22 protein-coding genes and 5 tRNA genes are annotated in these 23,069 nt (G+C 48.0%); 22 read left to right on the top strand and 5 right to left on the bottom strand.

The window, feature by feature from the left end:
- The first annotated feature begins 43 nt into the window (after positions 1-43).
- From lolB to ychF, 6 genes are all read left to right on the top strand, one after another.
- Positions 44-622, top strand: coding sequence for a lipoprotein insertase outer membrane protein LolB (lolB, locus tag CWI81_RS01760; protein WP_241970315.1), 579 nt, complete (start codon positions 44-46; stop codon positions 620-622).
- Positions 619-1,473 carry a 4-(cytidine 5'-diphospho)-2-C-methyl-D-erythritol kinase gene (gene ispE / locus CWI81_RS01755; protein WP_198678648.1) on the top strand — a complete coding sequence of 285 codons (855 nt, stop codon included), beginning with the start codon at positions 619-621 and terminating at the stop codon, positions 1,471-1,473. The genes lolB and ispE overlap by 4 nt, the downstream gene beginning before the upstream one ends.
- Before the next feature lie 12 nt (positions 1,474-1,485).
- The gene (locus CWI81_RS01750) at positions 1,486-2,433 is read left to right on the top strand and encodes a ribose-phosphate pyrophosphokinase (protein WP_126783513.1); all 948 of its coding nucleotides are present in this window, start codon (positions 1,486-1,488) and stop codon (positions 2,431-2,433) included.
- A gap of 141 nt (positions 2,434-2,574) precedes the next feature.
- On the top strand, positions 2,575-3,243 hold the full coding sequence (locus CWI81_RS01745) for a 50S ribosomal protein L25/general stress protein Ctc (protein ID WP_126783512.1): 669 nt from the start codon (positions 2,575-2,577) through the stop codon (positions 3,241-3,243).
- Positions 3,244-3,257: 14 nt separating this feature from the next.
- Complete coding sequence (pth, locus tag CWI81_RS01740) at positions 3,258-3,854, top strand: aminoacyl-tRNA hydrolase (RefSeq protein ID WP_126783511.1); 597 nt, start codon at positions 3,258-3,260, stop codon at positions 3,852-3,854.
- 6 nt (positions 3,855-3,860) lie between these two features.
- Positions 3,861-4,952 (top strand): redox-regulated ATPase YchF, encoded by a 1,092-nt coding sequence (ychF, locus tag CWI81_RS01735; RefSeq protein ID WP_126783510.1) that lies wholly within the window; start codon positions 3,861-3,863, stop codon positions 4,950-4,952.
- 57 nt (positions 4,953-5,009) lie between these two features.
- On the opposite strand, the gene CWI81_RS01730 is transcribed toward ychF, so the two are convergent.
- Genes CWI81_RS01730 through CWI81_RS01715 form a run of 4 tightly spaced genes read right to left on the bottom strand, consistent with a single transcriptional unit; the run spans position 5,010 to position 9,217 of the window.
- Entirely contained in the window at positions 5,010-5,417 is a 408-nt protein-coding gene (locus CWI81_RS01730; RefSeq protein ID WP_126783509.1) for a group I truncated hemoglobin, read from the bottom strand.
- Between the two features lie 11 nt (positions 5,418-5,428).
- A complete protein-coding gene (locus CWI81_RS01725) occupies positions 5,429-6,271 on the bottom strand; it encodes a DUF3034 family protein (RefSeq protein ID WP_126783508.1) in 843 nt (280 codons plus the stop codon).
- Positions 6,264-8,543: a putative bifunctional diguanylate cyclase/phosphodiesterase gene (locus tag CWI81_RS01720; protein WP_126783507.1), complete on the bottom strand. Its 2,280-nt coding sequence runs from the start codon at positions 8,541-8,543 to the stop codon at positions 6,264-6,266. The genes CWI81_RS01725 and CWI81_RS01720 overlap by 8 nt, the downstream gene beginning before the upstream one ends.
- Positions 8,540-9,217, bottom strand: a complete 678-nt coding sequence (locus CWI81_RS01715; RefSeq protein ID WP_241970314.1) for a cupredoxin domain-containing protein — start codon at positions 9,215-9,217, stop codon at positions 8,540-8,542. The genes CWI81_RS01720 and CWI81_RS01715 overlap by 4 nt, the downstream gene beginning before the upstream one ends.
- A gap of 139 nt (positions 9,218-9,356) precedes the next feature.
- Here CWI81_RS01715 and CWI81_RS01710 point away from each other — a divergent pair, with 139 nt between their 5' ends.
- The 7 genes from CWI81_RS01710 to CWI81_RS01680 all read left to right on the top strand — a co-directional run bounded on the left by CWI81_RS01710 (position 9,357) and on the right by CWI81_RS01680 (position 12,102).
- A complete protein-coding gene (locus CWI81_RS01710; RefSeq protein WP_126783506.1) occupies positions 9,357-10,745 on the top strand; it encodes a class II fumarate hydratase in 1,389 nt (462 codons plus the stop codon).
- Between the two features lies 1 nt (position 10,746).
- On the top strand, positions 10,747-11,409 hold the full coding sequence (locus tag CWI81_RS01705) for an SDR family oxidoreductase (RefSeq protein ID WP_126783505.1): 663 nt from the start codon (positions 10,747-10,749) through the stop codon (positions 11,407-11,409).
- Between the two features lie 174 nt (positions 11,410-11,583).
- A tRNA-Met gene (locus CWI81_RS01700) sits at positions 11,584-11,660 on the top strand.
- A 23-nt stretch (positions 11,661-11,683) separates the two neighbouring features.
- Positions 11,684-11,768 (top strand) — tRNA-Leu (locus tag CWI81_RS01695).
- A gap of 24 nt (positions 11,769-11,792) precedes the next feature.
- A tRNA-Gln gene (locus tag CWI81_RS01690) sits at positions 11,793-11,867 on the top strand.
- A gap of 60 nt (positions 11,868-11,927) precedes the next feature.
- Positions 11,928-12,002, top strand: a tRNA-Gln gene (locus CWI81_RS01685).
- A gap of 13 nt (positions 12,003-12,015) precedes the next feature.
- Positions 12,016-12,102, top strand: a tRNA-Leu gene (locus tag CWI81_RS01680).
- Between the two features lie 31 nt (positions 12,103-12,133).
- On the opposite strand, the gene CWI81_RS01675 is transcribed toward CWI81_RS01680, so the two are convergent.
- Complete coding sequence (locus CWI81_RS01675) at positions 12,134-13,240, bottom strand: FAD-dependent oxidoreductase (RefSeq protein WP_126783504.1); 1,107 nt, start codon at positions 13,238-13,240, stop codon at positions 12,134-12,136.
- Positions 13,241-13,354: 114 nt separating this feature from the next.
- On the opposite strand from CWI81_RS01675, the gene CWI81_RS01670 reads away from it, so the two are divergent.
- The 9 genes from CWI81_RS01670 (at position 13,355) to CWI81_RS01630 (ending at position 23,069) form a co-directional block, all read left to right on the top strand.
- Complete coding sequence (locus tag CWI81_RS01670; RefSeq protein ID WP_126783503.1) at positions 13,355-14,245, top strand: DMT family transporter; 891 nt, start codon at positions 13,355-13,357, stop codon at positions 14,243-14,245.
- A gap of 85 nt (positions 14,246-14,330) precedes the next feature.
- Positions 14,331-15,770, top strand: coding sequence for a tRNA (N6-isopentenyl adenosine(37)-C2)-methylthiotransferase MiaB (gene miaB, locus CWI81_RS01665; RefSeq protein ID WP_126783502.1), 1,440 nt, complete (start codon positions 14,331-14,333; stop codon positions 15,768-15,770).
- A gap of 15 nt (positions 15,771-15,785) precedes the next feature.
- Positions 15,786-16,784 carry a PhoH family protein gene (locus tag CWI81_RS01660; protein WP_126783501.1) on the top strand — a complete coding sequence of 333 codons (999 nt, stop codon included), beginning with the start codon at positions 15,786-15,788 and terminating at the stop codon, positions 16,782-16,784.
- Positions 16,774-17,265 (top strand): rRNA maturation RNase YbeY, encoded by a 492-nt coding sequence (gene ybeY, locus CWI81_RS01655; protein WP_126783500.1) that lies wholly within the window; start codon positions 16,774-16,776, stop codon positions 17,263-17,265. The genes CWI81_RS01660 and ybeY overlap by 11 nt, the downstream gene beginning before the upstream one ends.
- Complete coding sequence (gene corC / locus CWI81_RS01650; RefSeq protein WP_126783499.1) at positions 17,265-18,149, top strand: CNNM family magnesium/cobalt transport protein CorC; 885 nt, start codon at positions 17,265-17,267, stop codon at positions 18,147-18,149. Before ybeY ends, corC begins: the two co-directional genes overlap by 1 nt.
- Positions 18,146-19,714: an apolipoprotein N-acyltransferase gene (gene lnt, locus CWI81_RS01645; RefSeq protein WP_198678633.1), complete on the top strand. Its 1,569-nt coding sequence runs from the start codon at positions 18,146-18,148 to the stop codon at positions 19,712-19,714. Before corC ends, lnt begins: the two co-directional genes overlap by 4 nt.
- Positions 19,715-19,746: 32 nt before the next feature.
- Complete coding sequence (locus CWI81_RS01640; protein WP_126783498.1) at positions 19,747-19,944, top strand: hypothetical protein; 198 nt, start codon at positions 19,747-19,749, stop codon at positions 19,942-19,944.
- Between the two features lie 45 nt (positions 19,945-19,989).
- On the top strand, positions 19,990-22,566 hold the full coding sequence (gene leuS, locus CWI81_RS01635) for a leucine--tRNA ligase (protein WP_126783497.1): 2,577 nt from the start codon (positions 19,990-19,992) through the stop codon (positions 22,564-22,566).
- 2 nt (positions 22,567-22,568) lie between these two features.
- On the top strand, positions 22,569-23,069 hold the full coding sequence (locus CWI81_RS01630; RefSeq protein WP_198678632.1) for an LPS-assembly lipoprotein LptE: 501 nt from the start codon (positions 22,569-22,571) through the stop codon (positions 23,067-23,069).

Below are 23,069 nucleotides of genomic sequence, written 5' to 3'. Positions count from 1 at the left end.
GCTTATTGCCGTCGCGGCAAGCGTATCGGGGTGTTCAATCCCAATGCCTGATACGCAGCGGCACGATAAAACAGTAAGCCAGTCGCTTATTAACGCACATCAGCAACAGTTAGATTCAATTAATCGATGGCAACTATCGGCCCGAATGGCGATTATTCAAAAACACAATAACGAACGAGATGGGCTTTATGTTAACTGGCAATGGCAGCCACTTGACAGTCCGCAGCAACGACTGCGTTTTTCGCACCCGCTAAAAGGTCAGATTGCTGAGCTGACCATCGATCATCAGCAGGCAAGCTTGAACTACGATGGTCAGCGCTACAATGACCGTTCTGCAGAGCGCTTACTAAAACGTTTACTTAACGTCGACGTTCCGGTTACTGCGCTCAGCCAGTGGGCATTAGGTAAAACCACAGCAAGACTCAAACAGTTAAACTATCTTGCCGATGGAAAACTGGCCGCGGCCACGGTGGAAGCTGCAGCTGGTGAGCTTTGGAAAATTGATTGGTACTATCAACAACAACTACTGCCGAGTCAGGTGCATCTGGAATCGAATCAGATCAAATTAAAAATGCAGATTAATGAATGGCAGACATCGTTTCAACCAATGGGCCAGCAATGACGCAGATGTTAGAGCTCCCGGCGCCGGCAAAGTTAAACCTATTCCTACATATTGTAGGGCGTCGGGACGACGGCTATCACAATTTACAGACCGTGTTTCAATTTCTGGATTACGGTGACCAACTAAGCTTTAAACCACGCGATGACGAGCAACTGATACTGGTTGATAAAGACAGTGGCATTGCCAACGCAGACAACCTGGTGATGAAAGCCGCCAAGTTACTTTATCAACAGGCCAAAAAGCGTTGCGCTCACTTACCCGGCGCAGATATCACCCTAACCAAGCGCCTGCCTCAGGGAGCTGGACTTGGCGGTGGTTCATCCGATGCAGCCACCGCGTTAGTCGGTTTAAATTACTTGTGGAACCAGCCTTTGACTCAGTCAGAATTAGAGCACCTCGGATTACAACTCGGTGCCGACGTGCCTATTTTTGTACATGGTCATAGTGCCTTTGCTGAGGGAGTCGGCGAACGTTTTACGGACATAACCATCGACACGCCTTATTATCTGGTGGTCAAACCTAAAGTTAGTATTTCTACGGCTGCGCTATTTCGGCATCCGGCTTTACAAAGAGACTGCCCGCTGCTCAACACAGACAGTTGGCAACAAGCAGATACCTGCAACGTATTTGAGCCGGTGGTCTGCGATCTTTACCCCGAAGTTGCCAAATTGCGTGACCGGTTGCTACAATACGCTCCGACTCGGCTCACTGGCAGCGGCGCGTGTTTATTTGCACGCTTCGATTCACTCGATGCTGCAGCGCAAGTGCAACGACAGTTTAGCGAACTGCAAAGTTTTGTTGCGCAAGGCCAGAACCGTTCACCGCTTATTCGGACATTAACCCAATATTAGTCGAGGTTTGTTGTGCCTGACATGAAACTGTTTGCTGGTAACGCCACACCAGAACTTGCCCAAAAAATTGCTGACCGGCTTTACATTAAGCTAGGTGAAGCATCCGTCGGACGCTTTAGTGACGGTGAAATCAGTGTCTCTATTAATGAAAACGTCCGTGGCTCGGACGTTTTTTTATTGCAGTCTACTTGTGCTCCAACCAACGATAACTTGATGGAGTTGATCGTTATGGTCGATGCCCTACGTCGTGCTTCGGCCGGTCGTATCACAGCTGTGATGCCGTACTTTGGATACGCCAGACAGGATCGGCGAGTACGTTCCGCGCGGGTACCTATTACCGCTAAAGTAGTGGCTGACTTTTTATCCAGCGTTGGCGTCGATAGAGTATTGACCGTTGATCTACACGCAGAGCAAATCCAGGGCTTTTTCGACGTCCCTGTCGATAACGTCTTTGGTACCCCTGTATTACTTGAGCACATGCGCCAGCAACAATTCAGTAATCCAGCGGTAGTATCACCGGATATAGGTGGGGTTGTACGCGCCCGGGCTTTCGCTAAATTAATGGATGATACTGACTTAGCTATCATCGATAAGCGCCGCCCCTCTGCTAACGTATCGCAAGTCATGCATATTATCGGCGACGTGAAAGATCGCGACTGTATTATTGTCGACGACATGATTGATACCGGTGGCACTCTTTGTAAAGCAGCTGAAGCTTTAAAAGCGCATGGTGCTAAGCGCGTTTTTGCGTATGCCACTCACCCGGTTTTCTCGGGCAACGCGGTCAAAAACATACTTGAATCGCAAATTGACGAAGTCATTGTCACCGACAGTATTCCGTTATCGGAAGAGATGAAGGCTACCGGCAAAGTCACGCAGCTAACGCTGTCAGGCATGCTATCGGAGGCTCTTCGCCGGGTTAGTAACGAAGAATCCATTTCGGCGATGTTTGATTACTAAATAAATTGCAATTAACTACCTCTGGTGGTAGTATTGCGCGCCCTTAGAAACCGGCCCTGCGTCGGTTTCTAAGGTTCTGGGTTCGTACTTGGTCGCGAGTGCGGACAAACTAAAACAAATTAACATTGAGAGCCCTAAATTATGGCTAAATTAGATTTTACGATTAAAGCAAGTGTCCGTGGCGACAAGGGGAAAGGTGCGAGCCGCCGCCTACGTCATGCGGATAAAGTACCAGCCATCCTATATGGCGGTAAAGGTGACCCAGTTGCATTAGAACTGGATCATAACAAAGTAAACAACATGGCCGACTACGAAGCCTTTTATTCGCACATTCTGACGCTTGATATCGATGGCAAGAAAGAACAGGCCATCCTGAAAGACATGCAGCGTCACCCGTTCAAGCCTAAGCTAACTCACCTTGATTTCCAACGGGTTGAAAAAGGCCACAAGTTACACACTAACTTGCCATTGCACTTCTTGAACGAGAAAACAGCGAAAGGCGTTAAAGACGAAGGCGGCGTTGTTGTTCACCACGTGAACGACGTTGAAATTCTGGTATTACCTAAAGACTTACCAGAATACCTGGAAGTAGATATCGCAGAACTTAGCATCGGCGACACCATTCACTTGACCGACCTTAACTTGCCTAACGGCGTTGAACTGGTTGAGCTGAGCAAAGGTGAAGATCACGACCAGGCAGTTGTTTCAATCACCGCTCCTCGTGTAGAAAAAGAAGTTGAAGAAGAAGACACAGTAGCTGCGGATGAAGTTCCTGCAGAGAAGAGCAAAGACGACGCTAACGAAGAGTAAGCAATAGTCTTGCTATGGAAACAAGCATCAAGCTATTAGTGGGCCTGGGTAATCCAGGTCCCGAATACGAAAAAACCCGCCATAACGCGGGTTTTTGGTTAGTTGAGGACTTTTGTCGTCGACATGGTGTTAGCCTCTCCCCCGATAGTAAATCGAAAGCTTTGATTGGTCGCTACCAGAGCGGTGCTCAGGATGTGCGAATAGTACTCCCCCAAGGTTTTATGAATCGCAGTGGGTTTTCCGTTGCCAGCATTGCCAACTTTTACAAGATTCCTGCCGAACAGATACTGGTTGCGTACGACGAACTCGATCTGCCTCCAGGGTCAGCAAAATTTAAAAAAGGCGGCGGTGCCGGTGGTCATAACGGCATTAAAGACATTATTGCGCAGACCGGCCAACAGGACTTTTTACGCTTAAGGATTGGCATTGGGCATCCGGGTCACAAGTCAAAAGTAACCGGTTTTGTACTGGGCAAGGCGCCACCGGCAGAACAACAACTGATCGACGATTGCATCGACGAAGCAAGTCGCAGTATTGATACATTAATGGTCGAAGGCTGGGGGCCAGCGCTGCTGCGCTTACACAGCTATCGACCACAACAAAAGGGTTAACCGAACATGGGATTTCGCTGTGGTATTGTCGGCCTACCAAACGTAGGTAAATCGACGCTATTCAACGCATTAACCAAAGCGGGTATCGAAGCCGCAAACTTCCCGTTTTGTACTATAGAGCCAAATACCGGTGTAGTACCTGTGCCAGACACACGTCTGGATAAGCTATCGGCGATAGTTAACCCCCAACGTGTACTACCAACCACGATGGAGTTCGTTGATATCGCCGGACTGGTCAAAGGTGCTTCACAAGGTGAAGGTCTTGGTAATCAGTTTTTAGCAAACATTCGGGAAACCGACGCGATTGGTCACGTTGTTCGTTGTTTCGAGGATGACAATATTGTGCATGTTAGTGGCGGTATTAACCCGGCTGACGACATCGACACGATTAATACCGAATTAGCACTTGCTGACTTAGACTCGGTTGAAAAGTCATTAACTCGTCTGGCGAAAAAAGCAAAAGGTGGCGATGCCGTTGCCAAAGCCGAAATTGCCGTACTGGAAAAACTAAAGCCAGCACTGGATAACGGCGATATGGCACGCTCAGTTGATTTAAGCAAAGACGACCTGACCACCATCCGTTCTTATAATTTACTGACCTTGAAGCCAACGATGTACATTGCCAATGTTAATGAAGATGGCTTTGAGAATAACCCACATTTGGATACTGTTCGCGAGATTGCCAGCAAAGAAAACGCGATTGTAGTGCCCGTCTGTGCGGCTATCGAATCAGAAATTGCCGAACTTGACGATGCCGACAAAGAAGAATTCTTGTCAGAAATCGGCCAGGAAGAACCCGGCCTGAATCGGGTAATTCGTGCCGGTTATGACCTGCTTAACCTGCAAACCTATTTTACCGCTGGACCTAAAGAAGTACGCGCCTGGACGGTTAAGATTGGTTCAACCGCACCGCAGGCAGCCGGACGTATTCATACCGACTTTGAGAAAGGCTTTATTCGGGCTGAAATTGTTGGCTATGGTGACTTTATTGAGTTTAACGGCGAACAAGGTGCCAAAGATGCCGGTAAATGGCGCTTGGAAGGCAAAGAATACATCGTTAAAGACGGCGATGTTATCCACTTCCGCTTTAACGTTTAAGCACTTACCGCATTAAGTAAACAAAAAGGGTCGAATTAATCGACCCTTTTTTAATGGTTATTCTTCGGTAATGTCCCCATACATTGGGGCCAGCCTGGCAAGTAGCCGGTTTTGCGCAGCAACCGGGACGTCATGTTTCTCCATCGCAATAATTAGATGCTCGACCAATGCGTTAAAATCAGCATGCGTAATGCCCATTCCCTGGTGCGCGGCCTGCATTGTTTCCCCCTGATAGTCGCACGGTCCGCCAACAACATCGCACACTTGTTCAGTAATTAGTTCGTGTACCTGTACAATATCGACGCCATCGAAATGATGTACGATACGCTCGTCACCGCCAACCCGATAAAGCATTTCTTCGACAATAGCCGAGATTCCCTGCTTTTCACCAAGCTGCTGGTATAAGTCGTTGGCATGGGCAAGCGGCATTAATAAAAGGCTTGCCAATAGTATTAGTCGTTTCATACGTTCTCCCTTTAAAATGAGGCCTGCAACGACAAATACCAGCCGTGCTGGTCATCGAGTCCGGCAATCGATCCCAAATCAGTATAAGCACCCACTACTGATAACCGTTTAGATGGAAAGTAGCCCACAAACAGGTCACGCCAGTCTTGCTCAACCGCAAAATTTAAATTGTCGGGCTTTTGCCGATACTCAACACCTACCGCCCAGTAACGATTAATGAAAGCCGCCACAGACGCCTCAGCAAGCCATTCTGCAGAATCGCTTTTATCGCCACCAAAACCCAGCAGCCCTAATTGATTAGCTCTTGTTCTTCGGGCCGTAAGGTTAGCTACCCAAGTGCGATGAAAAGGCCCATTGAGCCAGGCTTTAGCGGCACTAATATACCAGTCTGTACCATTATCGTCGGTGGCGCCAACCGCCGACGGCAGTGCGAACGTCTGATTATTTTTATGCTGCAAGCCAACACTGATTTGCGGCAACTCACCATAAATCAGATCGCCGAATAGGCGCGCTTTAACACCCCAAATATTCTGCTCTAATTCACCGCCTATGGTCGATAAATCGAAGATCTGCTTAGCATAAGAAACTTCCAGTCTGTTATTCCAGGAAAGACTGGCCCCCTGCACACTCAAGCGAAAATCATCAACCTGAACTTCAGTTAAGTTAACGGTCGCCCCCCACTCTCCAGTATCGGCATAGCTACTAAGCGTTGCCCACGGAACAATACCACCACCGCCGGCGCCTTCAATGGTTGAGGCTCCGCCGGTAGCCAGTAATTTAGAGCCCTGTGCGGCCGCTACAGCCGGCAATAACAAGCTGGCCACTAAGGCATATTGTAAGCCTCGTTTAAGCATCAGACTCTCCTTGCAGTTTCTGATTAAATTGTTCAAACGGTATTGGCTTGCTGAAGTAAAAGCCTTGCAATACATCGCAATGTTGCTGTTTCAGCCAATTCCAGCTTTGTTCATCTTCAACCCCTTCCGCTACCACGCTCAAGCTTAGTTCGTGGGCCAGTTGAATGGTTGAACGAACAATCGATTGATCCACCGGGCTGGTGGCTAATAACTGTACAAACGCACGATCTATTTTAAGTTCCGTTACCGGTAACTGTCGCATTTGCGCTAACGACGAATAACCGGTTCCATAATCATCAATCGAAACGCCATAGCCACGATTTCTGAACCAGTTCAATCGTTCTATCGCGGTTTCAGGATCTTCTACCAGAACACTTTCAGTTACTTCCAGTACCAAATGTTGGCTAAGCTGCGGATATTGCTGTTCCAGTTCTTCAATCAAACTAATCACTTCGTTACTTAACAAATCCACTGCCGATAAGTTAACACTTAACGTAAAATCCTTCGGTAATGGCTGCAATTGTTCTAACACTTTAACGCTTTGCTCACACACCCAACGAGTTAAACTTTTGATCAGGCCGGACTGCTCTGCCAATGGTATAAATTCATCGGGACCGACAAAGCCCAGCTGCTGATTGTGCCAACGAAGTAACGCTTCTGCACCTTGGATTCGGCCTGTGGCACAATCAATTTTGGGTTGTAATAAGACCGTTAGCTCGTCTTTTTCAACAGCGGTCTGTAACAATTCCAAGATAGTAAGTTTGCGCAAATGTTGTTCATCAAGGCCTGCGCTATAAAAATAAATAAATTTTTGCTCGCGTTTTGCCTGTTGCACACTCACCTGAACTCGCCTTAACAGCGTATCAAATTCTTGTCCATCATTGGGATAACAAACAGCGCCGCAATTAAAGCTCACCGGATAGTCACTCTCACCGACTTTTACCGGCGGCGCCAGACAAGCTTCCAACTCATCGATCAAGCTATCTTCAGGGCCTTCAATGCACTTATCCAACACAATAGCGAACTCATCGCCGCCTACCCGTGCTACCTGACTGCCTTCAGAAAGAGTCAGTAAGCGGCTTCCAATTTGCTTCAACACCTGGTCACCAATGACCTGCCCTAAAGTGTCATTTAGTACCCTGAACTGATAGATATTAACCAGTAGCAGCGTCCATACACCGTCCCTTTTTAATTCATCTGACATTTTTTTTGCAAAAAAACGTCGGTTCGGTAGTCCGGTTAACTGATCATGAGTTGCCTGGAAGGATATTCGCTGTTCGCGTTCGGCAATCGCGTCACGCATCGAATCAAAGGTGGTGACTAGCTGACCGAATTCATCGCCTCGTTGTTGCAATTCCAGCTTACTATAATCACCACGCTGTAATTGTCTGGCAGCTTCAGTTAAGCGGTATAGAGGCTGCGATACGCTACGCGCGACCCACAATGCAATAAGTGCCGCAATAATTAATGCCGCCAACGCGATAAACACCATTTGTGTGCGAAGTTGATCGAAATCAGCCATTGCAGCCGCCAGCGATGCTGACAACAACACATGCACTTTTTGCTCTTCAGCGGTTTCCAGTAACGCTTCCTGACCGACAAAGTTTTGTTGCTGCAACCAACCGTTAAGCGCAACTTCAGACGACTTTAGGTGCTGTTGTAAGCTGGTTTTCTGAGCACTGTTAAGACTAGAGGCGAGCACTTGCTTGGTATCCTCTAACCATAAACTGATATCAGCATTGGCGAGACTCTGTAATTCCTGAGCCAACGCGGAATCGACACGGAACCCCAAGGTGGCCCGGGCAATTAACTGCGGCGCATTAACTGGCACCGTAATTAGCTGAAAAAGCTCACCTTCGACCACCGCTAACTGTTGCTCAGTCGAAGCTTGTGTGGTTTCGATAATATTTTGCGGTAATGGGTGAGTTGCTGCGATTTCGTTCCCTTCCGGACTCCGCAGCACCATTAATTCAGTATCTATACGCTCGCCATGATTAACCAATGCAGAGACTATAGTTTCTCGGTCACCGGTTGCGACAGCACGCTTAAAACCAAAATCGTCAGTCAACACTTGAGCCGCTTGCAACAATAATTGACTGCGACTCGCCAGTAGCTCGCGAAAAACCCTGTCACTAACACTTAATTCTTGTTCTACCGACCGCTCTACCTGCTGCTGAACAGCTACTCCTACGGCACTAAGCGATACACTTAATGCGCCAGCGACGAGCAATAATAGGATAACCAGCAATCGCGTGCGAAAGCTTCGGATCATAAGTTACCCGTACGGTTAAAGCGTTGTTCGAGACGAGACTTAGGCTCGTCGTCTGCCTTTTCGGGCATAACGTCTAGCGCTACTTTTACGGTTTGCTGCTGACTAAGATCGATCTCAACTTGTTTCGCTACCGATAAATTCTCGCCCTGCAAAGGGTGCCAGACAGTGATAGAGAATTGCGGCGGGACACTATCCGAAAGTTCTAACAGTAGTTGCCCCTGGTCGTTACTGGCAGTTGCTGTTTGACCATCGGTCACTAATAAATGAGCGATCATCTGATCGTGAATATTACAGCCCAGAGTCACCACACCAGGCTTATTAAAAAACACACTCGGTCGCTCTTTGTCAGAATACAATTTTAGCTCAAATGGTTTAGGTTCTGAAAAAGAGTATACGTGGTGCCGAATGTTATCACTGTTGGGGAAAACCGCTTCACTGCCCACTCTTAAAGTGGTTAAGAAAGGCACAAACTGGCGATCAACCTGATCTATCGTTACGACTTGCGGTGTTTTATCTACGCTATTTGCCAGATACCGATCGTCAACAATAACAGCGGCATTGGCTAAGCGGTCGCCACGTTTATCGACAATTTCAAGCTGTAGTTTGTTAGCCCAGCTAAGCTGCGGCAACAGCAGTAAAAAAATGACCAGTACCGACTTCAGTTTAATGATCAACGTCAGCTCCTTTTTTAAGTCTAGATTACCGATTATCAACAAAACCGCAAGCACCAACTGAGTGATCTTAGGCGTTATCAAATCGTAATGTGTTATACATAACCTAGGTAACGAGATTAACCAGCAGGAGGTTCAGTTTATGAGTCAGGAATATCGCACTGAACAAGACAGTATGGGCGAAGTAAAAGTCCCCGGAGATGCTTTATACGCCGCCCAGACCCAGCGCGCGGTCGATAATTTTTCAATTAGTGGGCTGACGATGCCAGCAACAATGATAAAAGCCATCGCCCGCATCAAGGCAGCTGCCGCGTCTGCCAATCAACAAGTTGGCAATCTCGATAGTAAAAAGGCAAAAGCCATTCGCGCGGCAGCCCAACAAATTATCGACGGGCAACACAATGAGCACTTCCCGGTTGATATATTTCAAACGGGGTCAGGTACCAGCTCAAACATGAACGTTAACGAAGTTATTGCCAACTTATGCCAACAACAAGGCGTTGACGTTCATCCTAATGATGACGTTAATCAAAGCCAATCTAGTAATGACGTTATACCGACTGCAATTCAGGTGGCAAGTGTACTTGCGGTTGAATCAAACCTGCAACCGGCGCTTAAGCACTTAATTGATGTGATTAGAACTAAAGCAATCGATTTGCGCGATGTGGTTAAAACCGGCCGCACCCACTTGATGGATGCTATGCCGATGACCTTAGCACAGGAGCTGGACGCATGGGCTGGACAACTTGATCAAACTGCAGAGCAATTACCGCAACTACTGGAGCACAGCCGCGTGTTGCCGCAAGGTGGTACTGCGATAGGAACAGGAATTAATGCCCCTAAACCGTTTGCCGGAGAATTTGCTAAGGCTTTATCAGAGCTAACTGGCAGTCACTTCAAAGCATCAGCAAACCCGTTTACCGGCATTGCCGGACAAGAAGTCAATTTACAACTACACAGTCAGTTAAATACGCTCGCGACCACCTTACTTAAAATAAGTAATGACTTGCGTTGGATGAACAGCGGCCCGCTTGCCGGGTTAGGTGAAATACAACTAACAGCCCTGCAACCGGGCAGTAGTATCATGCCGGGTAAAGTGAATCCGGTCATTCCAGAAGCTGTCGCTATGGTCGCCGCACAAGTTAACGGCAATCACACCACCATTACTACCGCGGCACAACAAGGTAATTTTCAGCTTAACGTAATGCTGCCGGTTATTGCCTATAACCTGCTCCAGTCGATCGATATTCTGGGGAATAGCTGTCATTCACTGGCGGACAAGGCAATTAAAGATTTTGAAGTTAATCAACAACGATTAGACGAGGCGTTGGCTAAAAATCCAATTTTGGTTACCGCACTTAACCCTGTTATTGGATATAGCAAGGCTGCCGAAATCGCTAAACAGGCCTATAAAGATGGTCGGGCTATTATTGATGTAGCTGACGAAATGACCGACTTGGGCCGCGATAAGTTAGAACGTTTGCTGGACCCGAAAAAGCTTACCGAAGGTGGAATTAATCAAGGAGACTAACATGAAGCACGTGGTGATTACCGGCGCCAATCGGGGCATAGGCTTCGAATTTGCACGGCAGTACAGCGAGGCTGGATATAAAGTCAGTGCCGTATGCCGCAACAATTCAAAGCAATTAACCGAGCTCGACGTTGATATTATCGAAGGCATTGACGTGACTAAGGCGTCTGATCTGTTGCGTATGCAAGAAACCATTGGTGATAAAGATATCGATATCTTAATCAATAATGCCGGGTTGCTTCACAACGACGAGCTGGGCGACATCGATGGCGGCAGTCTGCGCGCGCAATATGAGGTTAATGCCATTGCGCCGCTGCGAGTCACCGAAGTACTACTGGATAACTTAACAGAAGGCAGTAAAGTTGCCTTAATTACCAGTCGCATGGGTTCAATCGCTGACAATGGCTCGGGCAGCCGCTACGGCTACCGGATGTCGAAAGCCGCTCTCAACGCAGCGGGTAAGTCGCTAGCGCTTGACTTAAAAGATCAGGGTATTGCGGTAGTGCTATTACACCCAGGCTACGTACAAACCGACATGGTTGGAAATCGTGGTGATATTACCGCAGAAGAAGCAGCGCAGCGTTTAATTCAACGAATCGAGGAGTTAACGCTGAAAACAACCGGGCATTTTTATCACAGCAAAGGCGATGAATTACCTTGGTAGCCCTTTTTCGGCCAGTTAACGGTGGATAATTCATCGTTTTTATGGTTTTTTGAGCAGTTGATGCGAAAACCTTGTTTTTTTCGCAAAAAGAGGTTGACGGTAAGCGGAGCGATTTGCATAATACGCGCCGCACTCACAGAGAGATGCACAGAAAACTTTAAGTAAAGAAAAGATGGCTACGTAGCTCAGCTGGTTAGAGCACAGCACTCATAATGCTGGGGTCGCAAGTTCGAATCTCGCCGTAGCCACCAACTTTTCGAAGAGTAATCATTGTGCGGACGTGGTGGAATTGGTAGACACGCTGGATTTAGGTTCCAGTGCCTCACGGCGTGAGAGTTCAAGTCTCTCCGTCCGCACCAATCTCTCTTGAATAGCTAATCAATTGGGGCATAGCCAAGCGGTAAGGCAGCGGGTTTTGATCCCGCGATTCCCAGGTTCGATCCCTGGTGCCCCAGCCATTAGTTATTTAACCTTAGATACTTGTATCTTGTTGGTTCGTGAGTCTGTCCAAAGTTGGATGGGGCATAGCCAAGCGGTAAGGCAGCGGGTTTTGATCCCGCGATTCCCAGGTTCGATCCCTGGTGCCCCAGCCACACTTCCTTATTTGCGGTGGTGGCGGAATTGGTAGACGCGCTAGCTTCAGGTGCTAGTGTCCGAAAGGACGTGAGGGTTCAAGTCCCTCCCTCCGCACCACAGCACTCGTAAGTACCCCTAACTATCTGTATCAGCGCTGCATTGCCGACCCTAACAGCAATGATTTCAGTGCCGTTCGCTCAATAATTGAAAAACCACCTCGCAACAGCCAGTTAATTGGTTTTGACGAACTCCGAAAGCTGACATTGACCAGATCCATCGCTCTCATCATCCGTGCATTTTGTTGTTGCCGCTGCTGTTGATAGCGCTTTACATCCTGACCACAGTCTAACCAGCTTCGTACATCCGCAAAGCCCAGGTTAACACCCTGCCCCGCTAACGGATGAATGGTATGAGCGGCATCACCCATCAAGATCAGCGAATGACCTTTATGATATTCGAGCGCGTGCTTGCGCTGTAACGGAAAACTGGCATAGCGCTGCAGTTGAAAGTCACCAATCGTATCTCCGAACGTCTTGGTAAGTTCGGAGATTAACGTGTCTGCGTCACTACTTATTGAATTAATTTCGGCAGCCGACCGGTAGTCAATTAAACAGGCAGTGTTTGAAGTTAACGGTAACAATGCATAAGGACCCTTGGGACGGAATACTTCCCAGGTTTCAGCCTCAAATGGCTGCTCTAAGGTAACATTAGCCAGTAAACAACGTTGCCCGTAGTCCCAGCCGCGGTAACCGATAGCCGCCGCACGGGCAACTGCCGAATTAGCCCCGTCAGCACCAATCAATACGTCGTAATTAAGTTGCTCACCATCGTCCAAGGTCAGTCGTTGGTTTGGCAAATCAAAGTCCGTAACCTGTGCCGGAGCTTTAAACTCAATAGCGGCGTGCCGCTGGCAACACTTCCACAATGCCGCTTGCAGGTTGTTATTCTCAACCATCACGCCAAGCTGCTCGGCGCCAGCGTCGGCAGCGGTAAAACTCAGTTGGGTACCCGCTATCGTTGTCACCGACAGGCGTTGGTAAGGCAGCTGTTTGTGATTGAGATCATCACCAATACCTAACGACAACAGCCACTGCCAGTGGTTGTCATTAACCGATGAAATGCGTAAATCCCATTCATCAGATGTCTGTGCCTCAGGCTGCGCATCAATTAGGGTGACTCGTTCGCCGTGAGTTGCAAGAGCCAACGCAGCCGACGCACCGACCATGCCGCCACCGTTAATGACATAATGTTTCATCTACCACCTAATTCAAATTCTTTATCGTCATTGTATAACTACTATAAATACCACATTTATGAGCAGATTTCCGGTATCATAAGCACTCATTCACGGTTCAGGACGATGTTTTTAATGGTTGAGCAAACACCGGCCCCAACTGCGGTCGAAACATCCAATAAAGCGGTCATCCTTGCTTCATTGCTGTTGCTCTCTGCGGAAGCATCGTTTGCCGGGGTCAGTGCGTTAGTGAAGCACCTATCTGCGACCCAAAATTTTGAACAGTTGGTGTTTTTCCGTAACGTTTTCGCTTTTTTAGTGTTACTTCCCTGGCTTTGGCGAAAAGGCCCCGGAGCGTTAAAAACGAGTCGTTGGAAACTGCATTTGGTGCGTGGCATCGCTGGTATCACAGCCATGTACCTATTTTTCTACGCTATCTCAACGATACCCTTAGCACAGGCAACTCTGGTGTTGCTGCTGTCGCCGTTCTTAATTCCAGTGATAGGTTGGCTTTGGTTAAAAGACTATGTCTCACGACAAACCTGGCTGGCTATTCTGCTCGGCTTTATCGGCGTATTCATTTTTCTTGATCCACTCGGCAGTTCCATATCGCCGGTGGTGGGTGTTGCCTTTATTGCCGCAGCACTTGCAGCGTTTACTAAAACCGTGATTCGAAAAATGTCGGCCACTGAGTCTACTAGTAAAATAGTATTTTACTTTTCTGGCTTTGCCACTATTGCCTCCGCCATTCCGCTTATTTGGTTATGGCAGTCTATTCCGGCGGAAAACTGGCTTGGTTTAGGCCTTATGGGGCTACTTGCGGTTTACGGCCAACTGGCAATGACCAAAGCCTTTTCCATAGCGCCAGCCGCAAAAATAGGGGTATTTACCTACAGCTCGGTTATTTTCGCGGCGGTCCTTGGCTATTGGTTCTTTGACGAAGCCGTATACTGGCACATGCTATGGGGCACATTAGTCATCATTATTGCCGGTTATTTTGCAATTCGGACACGGCGCAAAAGTTAACCAATCGGCTGTTGGCTTTTACCCCTTATACGCGGTAAAATACGCGCCCTTTTCGTACCAAAGCGTCAGCAAGTGTTGAGAGACCATGAGTAAGAAACTTTACGTAAAAACCTGGGGTTGCCAGATGAACGAGTATGATTCGGCCAAAATGGCGGATCTACTAAACTCCACCCACGGCTATGAACTCACCGACGAGGCAGAGCAAGCAGACTTGATCCTGCTTAATACCTGTTCAATTCGTGAAAAAGCTCAGGAAAAAGTCTTTCACCAGTTGGGCCGCTGGAAAAATTTAAAACAAACCAATCCCGATCTGTTGATTGGTGTTGGCGGCTGCGTCGCTTCTCAGGAAGGTGATGCAATTCGTGCCCGTGCGCCATTTGTAGACCTGGTGTTTGGGCCACAGACATTGCACCGCCTGCCCGAAATGATCAAACAAGTCGGTGATAATCACCAACCAATGATTGATATTTCATTTCCTGAGGTGGAAAAGTTTGACCGCTTACCAGAGCCAAAAGCAGATGGCGCAACCGCCTTTGTTTCAATTATGGAAGGCTGCTCTAAATACTGCTCGTTCTGTGTGGTTCCCTATACCCGAGGCGAAGAAGTCAGTCGCCCGGTCGATGATGTCATTTATGAAATCGCTCAGCTCGCAGAACAAGGCGTTCGTGAAGTAAACCTATTGGGCCAGAACGTTAATGCTTTTCGCGGCGAGAGTTTTGATGGCTCAGTATGTCGCTTTTCTGAATTATTGCATCTGGTAGCCGCTATCGATGGTATTGACCGTATTCGCTATACCACATCGCATCCGGTCGAGTTTACTGACGATATCATTGAAGCTTATAAAACCATTCCGGAACTGGTCAGTCACCTGCATCTACCCGTACAGAGTGGTTCCGATCGTATCTTGACCATGATGAAACGCGGTCACACGGCGATAGAATATAAGTCAAAGATCCGCGCTCTGAAAAGAGCACGTCCCGATATCGCTATGTCGTCTGATTTTATTATCGGTTTTCCGGACGAAACCGACGCTGACTTCGAAGCCACTATGGATCTCATCCAGGCTGTCGACTTTGATATGAGCTTTAGCTTTATTTACAGCGCACGCCCTGGTACACCAGCGGCTGACTTAGCGGATGATATTAGCGAAGCGACTAAAAAGCAGCGCCTGCAGTTACTGCAGCAACGGTTAAATCAGCAATCTATGGCACATGCCCGCCGTATGCTGGATAGTGAACAGAGAATTTTAGTCACTGGACCGTCAAAGAAGAACCCGATGGAGCTTTCCGGACGCACTGAGAACAACAGGGTTGTAAACTTTGTCGGGCAACCCCATATGATTGGTCAGTTCGTCGATGTGAAAATTACAGACGTATTGCCCAACTCATTGCGTGGCGAATTACTGCGCGAAGAAAAAGATATGGGACTGCGTGTCGACACTTCACCAGAAACTATTTTACAGCGCGGTCGGAATAACGAACCTGACGACCTGGGTGTCGCCCGGGTAACACCGAAAGCGTCTTAAAAAACGAGGATTGGATTGAACCAACGTACAGCAGATATTGAATTTACACTAGAGCCGACCGACTTGCGTCGGCTTTCCGATTTATGCGGCCCGTTCGACGAGAACCTTAAGCACATAGAACGTCGGTTGGGCGTCGAAATTACCCACCGTGGTCATCATTTCCGCCTTATCGGTCCAAATCATACCGTCGCTGCGGTGCAGAACATCCTTCGCGATCTATACGTAGAGACTGCGACCGTCAGAGGCGACCAGGGTACTATCGAGCCACAACAAGTGCATTTGGCAATCCAGCAGGCAAAAGTGCTGGAACAGGATGACTCTGATCCTGCGGCAGAAAAGATGACCCACATCAAAACCAAACGCGGTTTGATAAAGCCTCGCAATCACAGTCAAGCAGGTTACGTTAGAGCGATTTTAGCGCACGACGTGAACTTTGGTATCGGTCCGGCAGGTACCGGTAAGACCTACTTAGCCGTCGCTTGTGCCGTAGATGCTCTGGAGCGCCAGGAAGTTCGCCGTATTCTATTAACCCGTCCCGCGGTGGAAGCCGGTGAAAAGCTAGGCTTTTTGCCGGGCGACCTAGCGCAAAAAGTCGATCCGTATTTACGTCCATTATACGATGCTCTGTTCGAAATGCTTGGCTTTGAAAAAGTTGAAAAGTTAATTGAGCGCAACGTGATTGAAGTAGCACCACTTGCTTATATGCGTGGACGAACGCTGAATGACGCGTTTATCATTCTCGACGAAAGCCAAAACACCACGATGGAACAAATGAAAATGTTCCTAACCCGTATCGGCTTTAACTCGCGCGCAGTCATCACCGGCGATATTACCCAAATTGACTTGCCACGCGGACAACGTTCCGGTTTGCGCCACGCCATAGAGGTATTAAGTAAGGTAGACGACATTAGCTTTACCTTCTTCCAGGCGGGAGATGTGGTTCGACATCCTGTTGTACAGCGTATCGTGCAAGCCTATGAAGACTTTGACAGTCAGCAGAAACATGGCGATTGAAGTCGATTATCAGGTTACCATCCCCGACCCTGACAGCCGTTTGCCTGACGCTGACCAAATTCACCGTTGGATAACAGCTGCATTAGCACTGGCACGTCCTGAGCAAGACGATGCTGAAGTTACCGTGCGCGTGGTCAGCAAAGAAGAAGGTCAACAGCTTAACAGTGACTACCGAGATCGCGATTATCCGACCAATGTCCTATCCTTTCCTTTTGAGGCCCCGGTAGAATTACCGCTGCCTCTGCTCGGCGACTTAGTCATCTGTGCAGAGGTCGTCGAGGAAGAAGCCAAACAACAGCACAAAGCCGTTATTGACCACTGGACGCATATGGTGATCCACGGTACGCTTCACTTACTAGGGTATGATCATATACAAGACGATGAAGCTGAGGCAATGGAGCAGCTTGAACGGCAAATATTAGCCAAACTGAATATCGCCGACCCATACCAAGTATTCACTAACACGGAGCATAACGCTTAATGAGCGACGACAACCCCCACTCAGCCAACGGCTCTTCGCAAAAGTCCTGGGCAGCGCGACTGCTACAAGTCTTCGCTGGAGAGCCGAAAAGCAGAGAAGAACTTGTCGATTTAATTCAGGACGCAGAGGAACGTGACCTGATAGATAATGATACCAAGGAAATGATTGAGGGCGTACTCGACGTTGCCGAACTAAAAGTTCGCGACATCATGATTCCCCGCTCGCAAATGGTAACCATTGATATTAATCAAGTTGTCGATGATTTTTTACCTATTGTCATAGAGTCCCAGCACAGTCGCTATCCTGTCGTGACCGACAATAAGGATCACGTCGAAGGAATCCTGCTGGCAAAAGACCTATTAAGCTATGGTTTCAATTTTACCGACGATGAGTTCTCGTTAGCGAAAGTCATGCGCCCTGCGGTCATTGTCCCGGAGAGTAAGCGAGTCGATGTTTTGTTAAAAGACTTCCGTTCAAACCGTTATCATATGGCCATTGTGGTCGATGAATATGGCGGCGTATCCGGGCTGGTCACCATCGAAGATATTTTAGAAGAAATTGTCGGTGAAATTGAAGATGAAACCGACAATAACGACGATGAGAAAACCAATATTAAACGCCTTAGTGCGAGTCGATACTCCATCAAAGCGCTGACAACCATCGAAGATTTCAATGACCATTTCGCTACCCAATTCAGCGATGAAGAGCACGACACAGTCGGTGGACTAGTGGCTCATGGATTTGGTCACTTGCCGCAACCTGGTGAAGAAATAACCTTGGGCGGTTTCGTATTTCGGGTTACCAGCGCTGACAAACGACGTATTCAACAGGTGCAGGTGTCACTGCCTGAACCCAGTAAAGCCTCGCAGGATCCATCTGAGTGATCGCCGCGCTTAGCGATAAGGTGCAGAAAAATGCCTGGCTACGGTATCTACTGCTCATCCTACTAGGCGCTACGCTCTGTTTTGCTTACGCGCCTTTTTCGCTATCTATTATCCCATTCTGGGTGTTACCGCTCGTATTGGTAATACTCTGGCGGCTATCTCCCCGGCAAGCCTTTAAAAGCGGTTTTGCGTTTGGTTTCGGATGGTTTGGCGCCGGCCTTAGCTGGATATACGTCAGTATTGAAAAGTATGGTGGCATGCCCGAAGTCGCTAATATCTTGGTACTGGCACTGCTTATCGCCTACTTATCTTTGTATCCCGCTATTGCTTTTTCCGTTTGGCGCAAGTTATGTCTGCGCTCAACTCTGTGGACTTATAGTCTGCCACTCATATGGTTGGCCAGCGAATGGCTTCGCGGCTGGCTTTTTACCGGCTTCCCCTGGCTGGGACTGGGGTACACACAGACCGATGCATTACTGGGTGGCTTAGGCTCATCAATCGGTCAATATGGTATTACTGTCGTGCTCTGGTTTGTCGCGTTGGCGATCGTCACCGGCTTACGTTATCGCCGTCCAGTCAATGCTCTGTTGCTGGTCGTGGTAATTATCAGCGCTTGGCTTGCTCCTGGTCTACAACCAATACAACGCTCCGGTTCATCGGTTTCAGTATTGTTAGTGCAAGGCAACGTGCAGCAATCACTAAAATGGCAGGCCGATCAACAGTGGCCAAATATACTACGTTACCTTGATTTAACCCGACCTCAGTATCAACACGACATTATCATTTGGCCAGAGTCAGCAATTACCGCCCTTGAACCCTACGCAGACGATATTTTATACAATATTGATCAAGCCGCTCGAGTCAATGGTGCGGCACTGGTCACGGGCATTATTGATTACGATCAAGAAAACGATGCTTTTTTCAACAGTGTTATCGTGCTCGGCCAACAATCATCGGAGCAGCAACTTAACAATTCTTACGAATACGGCCACAGTAACCGCTATCAAAAGCATCAATTACTGCCTATTGGTGAATTTGTTCCGTTTGAGAGTCTGCTACGGCCTTTAGCTCCGCTGTTTAACCTACCTATGTCGTCGTTTAGCCGAGGTGATTACGAACAGTCCAACTTAGTCGCAAACGGACATCAATTGAATACTGCAATCTGCTACGAAATAGCCTTTAGCGAGCAAGTGCGCAGCAATACGCAAGAGCATACTGACTTTTTGCTGACCGTTAGTAACGACACTTGGTTCGGCGATTCTCACGGCCCCTGGCAACACATGCAAATAGCCCAAATGCGGGCCATAGAAATGGGTCGCCCGCTGTTACGCGCAACCAATAATGGCGTGTCCGCAGTCACCAACGAATGGGGTGAAATAATCGCTCAGGCTCCGCAGTTTGAAACAACGACAGTATCTACTCAGGTACCGCTGGTTAGCGGCCAAACCTTATTTGCCCGGGCAGGCCAATGGTTAGCGTTATTTATTGCTGTACTCGGTTTGTTACCATTGTTACGCAATGCCTTTAACAAGCGTGGTCAGGCACGCGAAAAATCAGTACAATAACAGCGGTTTTTACTTTTACAGGAATATACGCCATGGAAAACATCTTAGATGCTTTATTATTTGCTGTCTTAGTCGCTGCAGGTGGCTTGGGTCTCACTAATTTACTTATGTTTTTCATCCCCAGCGGTGCCGAAGACAAAGAAGTTATTCAGCGTCAGCGCTTTGAGAACGTCTTCTTTGCTTTAACCGGCATCATCGTGATGTTGGTTATGTGGTATGCCATTAGTTAATTCGCCCTAACAGTCCACTTCTGCGAACCGGATGTAACAGATATTATGCAAGAACAATACAATCCCTCTGCGATTGAACAAGCTATTCAGCAACGCTGGGAAGAACAAAAGACCTTTGAGGTAACGGAGCAGCCAGGTAAAGAGAAATTCTACTGCCTGTCGATGTTCCCTTATCCAAGCGGTAAGTTGCATATGGGTCATGTACGCAACTATACCTTAGGCGATGTTGTTTCCCGCCACCAGCGCATGCAGGGTAAAAACGTCTTACAGCCAATGGGTTGGGACGCGTTTGGTTTGCCGGCCGAAAATGCGGCGATACAAAATAAGACGGCCCCGGCAAAATGGACTTATCAAAATATTGATTACATGCGCGAGCAGCTGAAAAGCCTTGGCTTTGGTTACGACTGGACGCGTGAGATAGCCACTTGCTCCCCAGACTATTATCGCTGGGAGCAATGGTTCTTCACTAAGCTTTACGAAAAAGGTCTGGTTTATAAAAAGAATGCCACGGTTAACTGGGATCCAGTCGACCAGACTGTATTAGCCAATGAGCAAGTGATTGATGGACGTGGCTGGCGTAGTGGCGCTAAAGTCGAACAAAAAGAAATTCCACAGTGGTTCATCAAAATTACTGAATACGCCGATGAATTGCTGGACGATCTGGACCAACTGGACGGCTGGCCAGAGCAAGTTAAGGCCATGCAACGCAACTGGATTGGTCGCTCCGAAGGAGTGCAAATCGAATTTGAAGTTGCTGATCATAAAGATAAACTTAGCGTCTACACCACTCGTCCTGATACTCTGTATGGTGTTACCTATATGGGGCTTGCGGCACAACACCCGCTAGCCAGACAAGCCGCGAAAAATAATCCAGAATTAGCCGAATTTATTGAGCAGTGCAAAAACAGCAAGGTTGCTGAGGCTGATATAGCCACCATGGAAAAATTAGGCATCGATACCGGCCTTAAAGCGATTCATCCGCTTACCGGCGAGCCGATTCCTATCTGGGTGGCCAACTTTGTGTTAATGGATTACGGTTCTGGTGCGGTTATGTCAGTACCCGGGCATGATCAGCGCGACTGGGAGTTTGCTAGTAAATATAAACTACCGATTATTCAGGTGATTGAGCCATTTAACGGCGAAGGTGACCTGCAGCAGGGTGCCATCACTGAAAAAGGTAAAGTCATTAACTCCGGGCAGTATAATGGCATGACTTCTCAGCAAGCTTTTGATCAAATTGCTGAAGTTCTTCGGTCTCGCGGAATTGGTGAAAAAACCGTTAATTACCGGTTACGCGACTGGGGAGTATCACGCCAGCGCTACTGGGGAACCCCTATCCCAATGCTTAATCTGGAAAATGGCGAATCAGCACCGGTTCCCGCGGACCAGTTACCGGTGCAGCTACCCGAAGACGTTGTTATGGATGGAGTCACCTCCCCTATCAAAGCCGATCCGGAATGGCGCAAAACAACTTACCAAGGACAACCGGCTGAACACGAAACCGATACCTTTGATACCTTTATGGAATCTTCCTGGTACTATGCGCGCTACTGCAGTGCGCAAACCGACGATGCTATGCTGGATCCTGAAAAAGCTAATTACTGGCTACCCGTTGATCAGTATATCGGTGGTATCGAACATGCCATTTTGCACCTATTGTACGCACGCTTTTTTCATAAATTACTGCGTGATACAGGCCTTGTCGAATCGGATGAACCATTTAAACGGTTGCTTTGTCAGGGCATGGTATTAGCAGACAGCTATTATCGGGATACTGAAAACGGCGGTAAACAGTGGATTTCTCCGTTGGATGTTGACTTACAACGCGACGATAAAGGCGCTGTGGTTGCAGCTAATCATAAACAAGACGGACAACCGGTACAGATTGCCGGAATGAGTAAAATGTCCAAATCAAAAAATAACGGCATCGACCCACAAACTATGGTCGAGCGTTATGGCGCTGATACGGTACGCTTGTTTATGATGTTTGCTGCTCCGCCTGAAATGACATTGGAATGGTCAGACTCGGGTGTTGAGGGCGCACAACGCTTCTTGCGCCGCGTCTGGAAGCTTACTTACGACTTTATTGAAGCCGGCGGCTATGCCGATTCTCAGGAACTGAGTAAGTCACATAAGGAAATTCGCCGGGAACTGCATAAAACCATCGCCAAAGTGTCTGATGATATGGGTCGGCGACAGCACTTTAATACCGCCATTGCGGCAATTATGGAGTTGTTAAACCATCTGCAAAAAGCACCGATGGAAAGCGCCGCCGATCGTCAGGTTATAGGTGAGTCTATCGATGCTATGATAAAAATGTTAGCGCCGATTACTCCCCACATCTGCGAGCAACTATGGCAGCAACTGGGACATCAGCAAGAGCTGGCTTTTGCTGACTGGCCAGAAGTTGACGACAGTGCGTTGATTGAAGACGAGAAGCTGATCGTGGTTCAGGTAAATGGTAAAGTTCGCGCTAAATTGACCGTTGCTGCTGACGCCAATGCCGAACAGGTTGAAGAGCAAGCGCTCAACGACGAAGCCGTGCAGAAGTACACCAGTGACAAAACCATTCGGAAGAAGATTTATGTGCCTGGCAAAATCTTCAATATCGTGGTGAGTTAACCATGTCCTTAGGTGCCATCCGCGTGTTAGTGGTTAGTTTAATTGTAGCAATTGGGCTAACCGGCTGTGGATTCCAGTTGCGAGACAATTATCAGCTGCCGCAAACGTTGCAACACATGCAACTAAAGTCGGTAAACTCGCAAGAGCTTGAGAACAGTCTAAAACAACGACTGTTGACTGCAGGAGTTAACCTGAACGAGCCAGCCAATAAGCAGCAGGTAGCCCAGCTGCAGGTGCTTTCGGACAAATTGGAGCGACGCACTTTGTCGTTGTTCGAAAGCGGCCAGGTGGCCGAGTATGAGCTGCTCTACCGGGTCAATTATCGAATAATTCAGGACAACCAGACCGTCTATCAGGACAGCGTTGAAGTTGCTCGCGACTACCAGGACGATCCTAACTTTGCATTGGCAAAAACTCGGGAGCGGGAAATACTTGTGGCTGAAATGCGCGACGACGCAGCACGGCGCATAGTAAGGCAAATTATTACTAAGTTTTCCGATTAG

This window comes from Idiomarina seosinensis, assembly GCF_003987275.1.
Lineage (GTDB): Bacteria > Pseudomonadota > Gammaproteobacteria > Enterobacterales > Alteromonadaceae > Idiomarina > Idiomarina seosinensis.
This window is presented reverse-complemented; position numbering and strand designations above follow the sequence as displayed.

Coding starts and splice junctions, on each gene's coding strand:
- lolB (WP_241970315.1), top strand. CDS start 44: ATGCCTGATACGCAGCGGCACGATAAAACAGTAAGCCAGTCGCTTATT.
- CWI81_RS01710 (WP_126783506.1), top strand. CDS start 9,357: ATGAGTCAGGAATATCGCACTGAACAAGACAGTATGGGCGAAGTAAAA.
- corC (WP_126783499.1), top strand. CDS start 17,265: ATGAGCGACGACAACCCCCACTCAGCCAACGGCTCTTCGCAAAAGTCC.
- CWI81_RS01745 (WP_126783512.1), top strand. CDS start 2,575: ATGGCTAAATTAGATTTTACGATTAAAGCAAGTGTCCGTGGCGACAAG.
- CWI81_RS01725 (WP_126783508.1), bottom strand. CDS start 6,271: ATGCTTAAACGAGGCTTACAATATGCCTTAGTGGCCAGCTTGTTATTG.
- miaB (WP_126783502.1), top strand. CDS start 14,331: ATGAGTAAGAAACTTTACGTAAAAACCTGGGGTTGCCAGATGAACGAG.
- CWI81_RS01705 (WP_126783505.1), top strand. CDS start 10,747: ATGAAGCACGTGGTGATTACCGGCGCCAATCGGGGCATAGGCTTCGAA.
- leuS (WP_126783497.1), top strand. CDS start 19,990: ATGCAAGAACAATACAATCCCTCTGCGATTGAACAAGCTATTCAGCAA.
- CWI81_RS01630 (WP_198678632.1), top strand. CDS start 22,569: ATGTCCTTAGGTGCCATCCGCGTGTTAGTGGTTAGTTTAATTGTAGCA.
- CWI81_RS01675 (WP_126783504.1), bottom strand. CDS start 13,240: ATGAAACATTATGTCATTAACGGTGGCGGCATGGTCGGTGCGTCGGCT.
- CWI81_RS01640 (WP_126783498.1), top strand. CDS start 19,747: ATGGAAAACATCTTAGATGCTTTATTATTTGCTGTCTTAGTCGCTGCA.
- CWI81_RS01720 (WP_126783507.1), bottom strand. CDS start 8,543: ATGATCCGAAGCTTTCGCACGCGATTGCTGGTTATCCTATTATTGCTC.
- ychF (WP_126783510.1), top strand. CDS start 3,861: ATGGGATTTCGCTGTGGTATTGTCGGCCTACCAAACGTAGGTAAATCG.
- CWI81_RS01730 (WP_126783509.1), bottom strand. CDS start 5,417: ATGAAACGACTAATACTATTGGCAAGCCTTTTATTAATGCCGCTTGCC.
- ybeY (WP_126783500.1), top strand. CDS start 16,774: ATGGCGATTGAAGTCGATTATCAGGTTACCATCCCCGACCCTGACAGC.
- ispE (WP_198678648.1), top strand. CDS start 619: ATGACGCAGATGTTAGAGCTCCCGGCGCCGGCAAAGTTAAACCTATTC.
- CWI81_RS01670 (WP_126783503.1), top strand. CDS start 13,355: ATGGTTGAGCAAACACCGGCCCCAACTGCGGTCGAAACATCCAATAAA.
- pth (WP_126783511.1), top strand. CDS start 3,258: ATGGAAACAAGCATCAAGCTATTAGTGGGCCTGGGTAATCCAGGTCCC.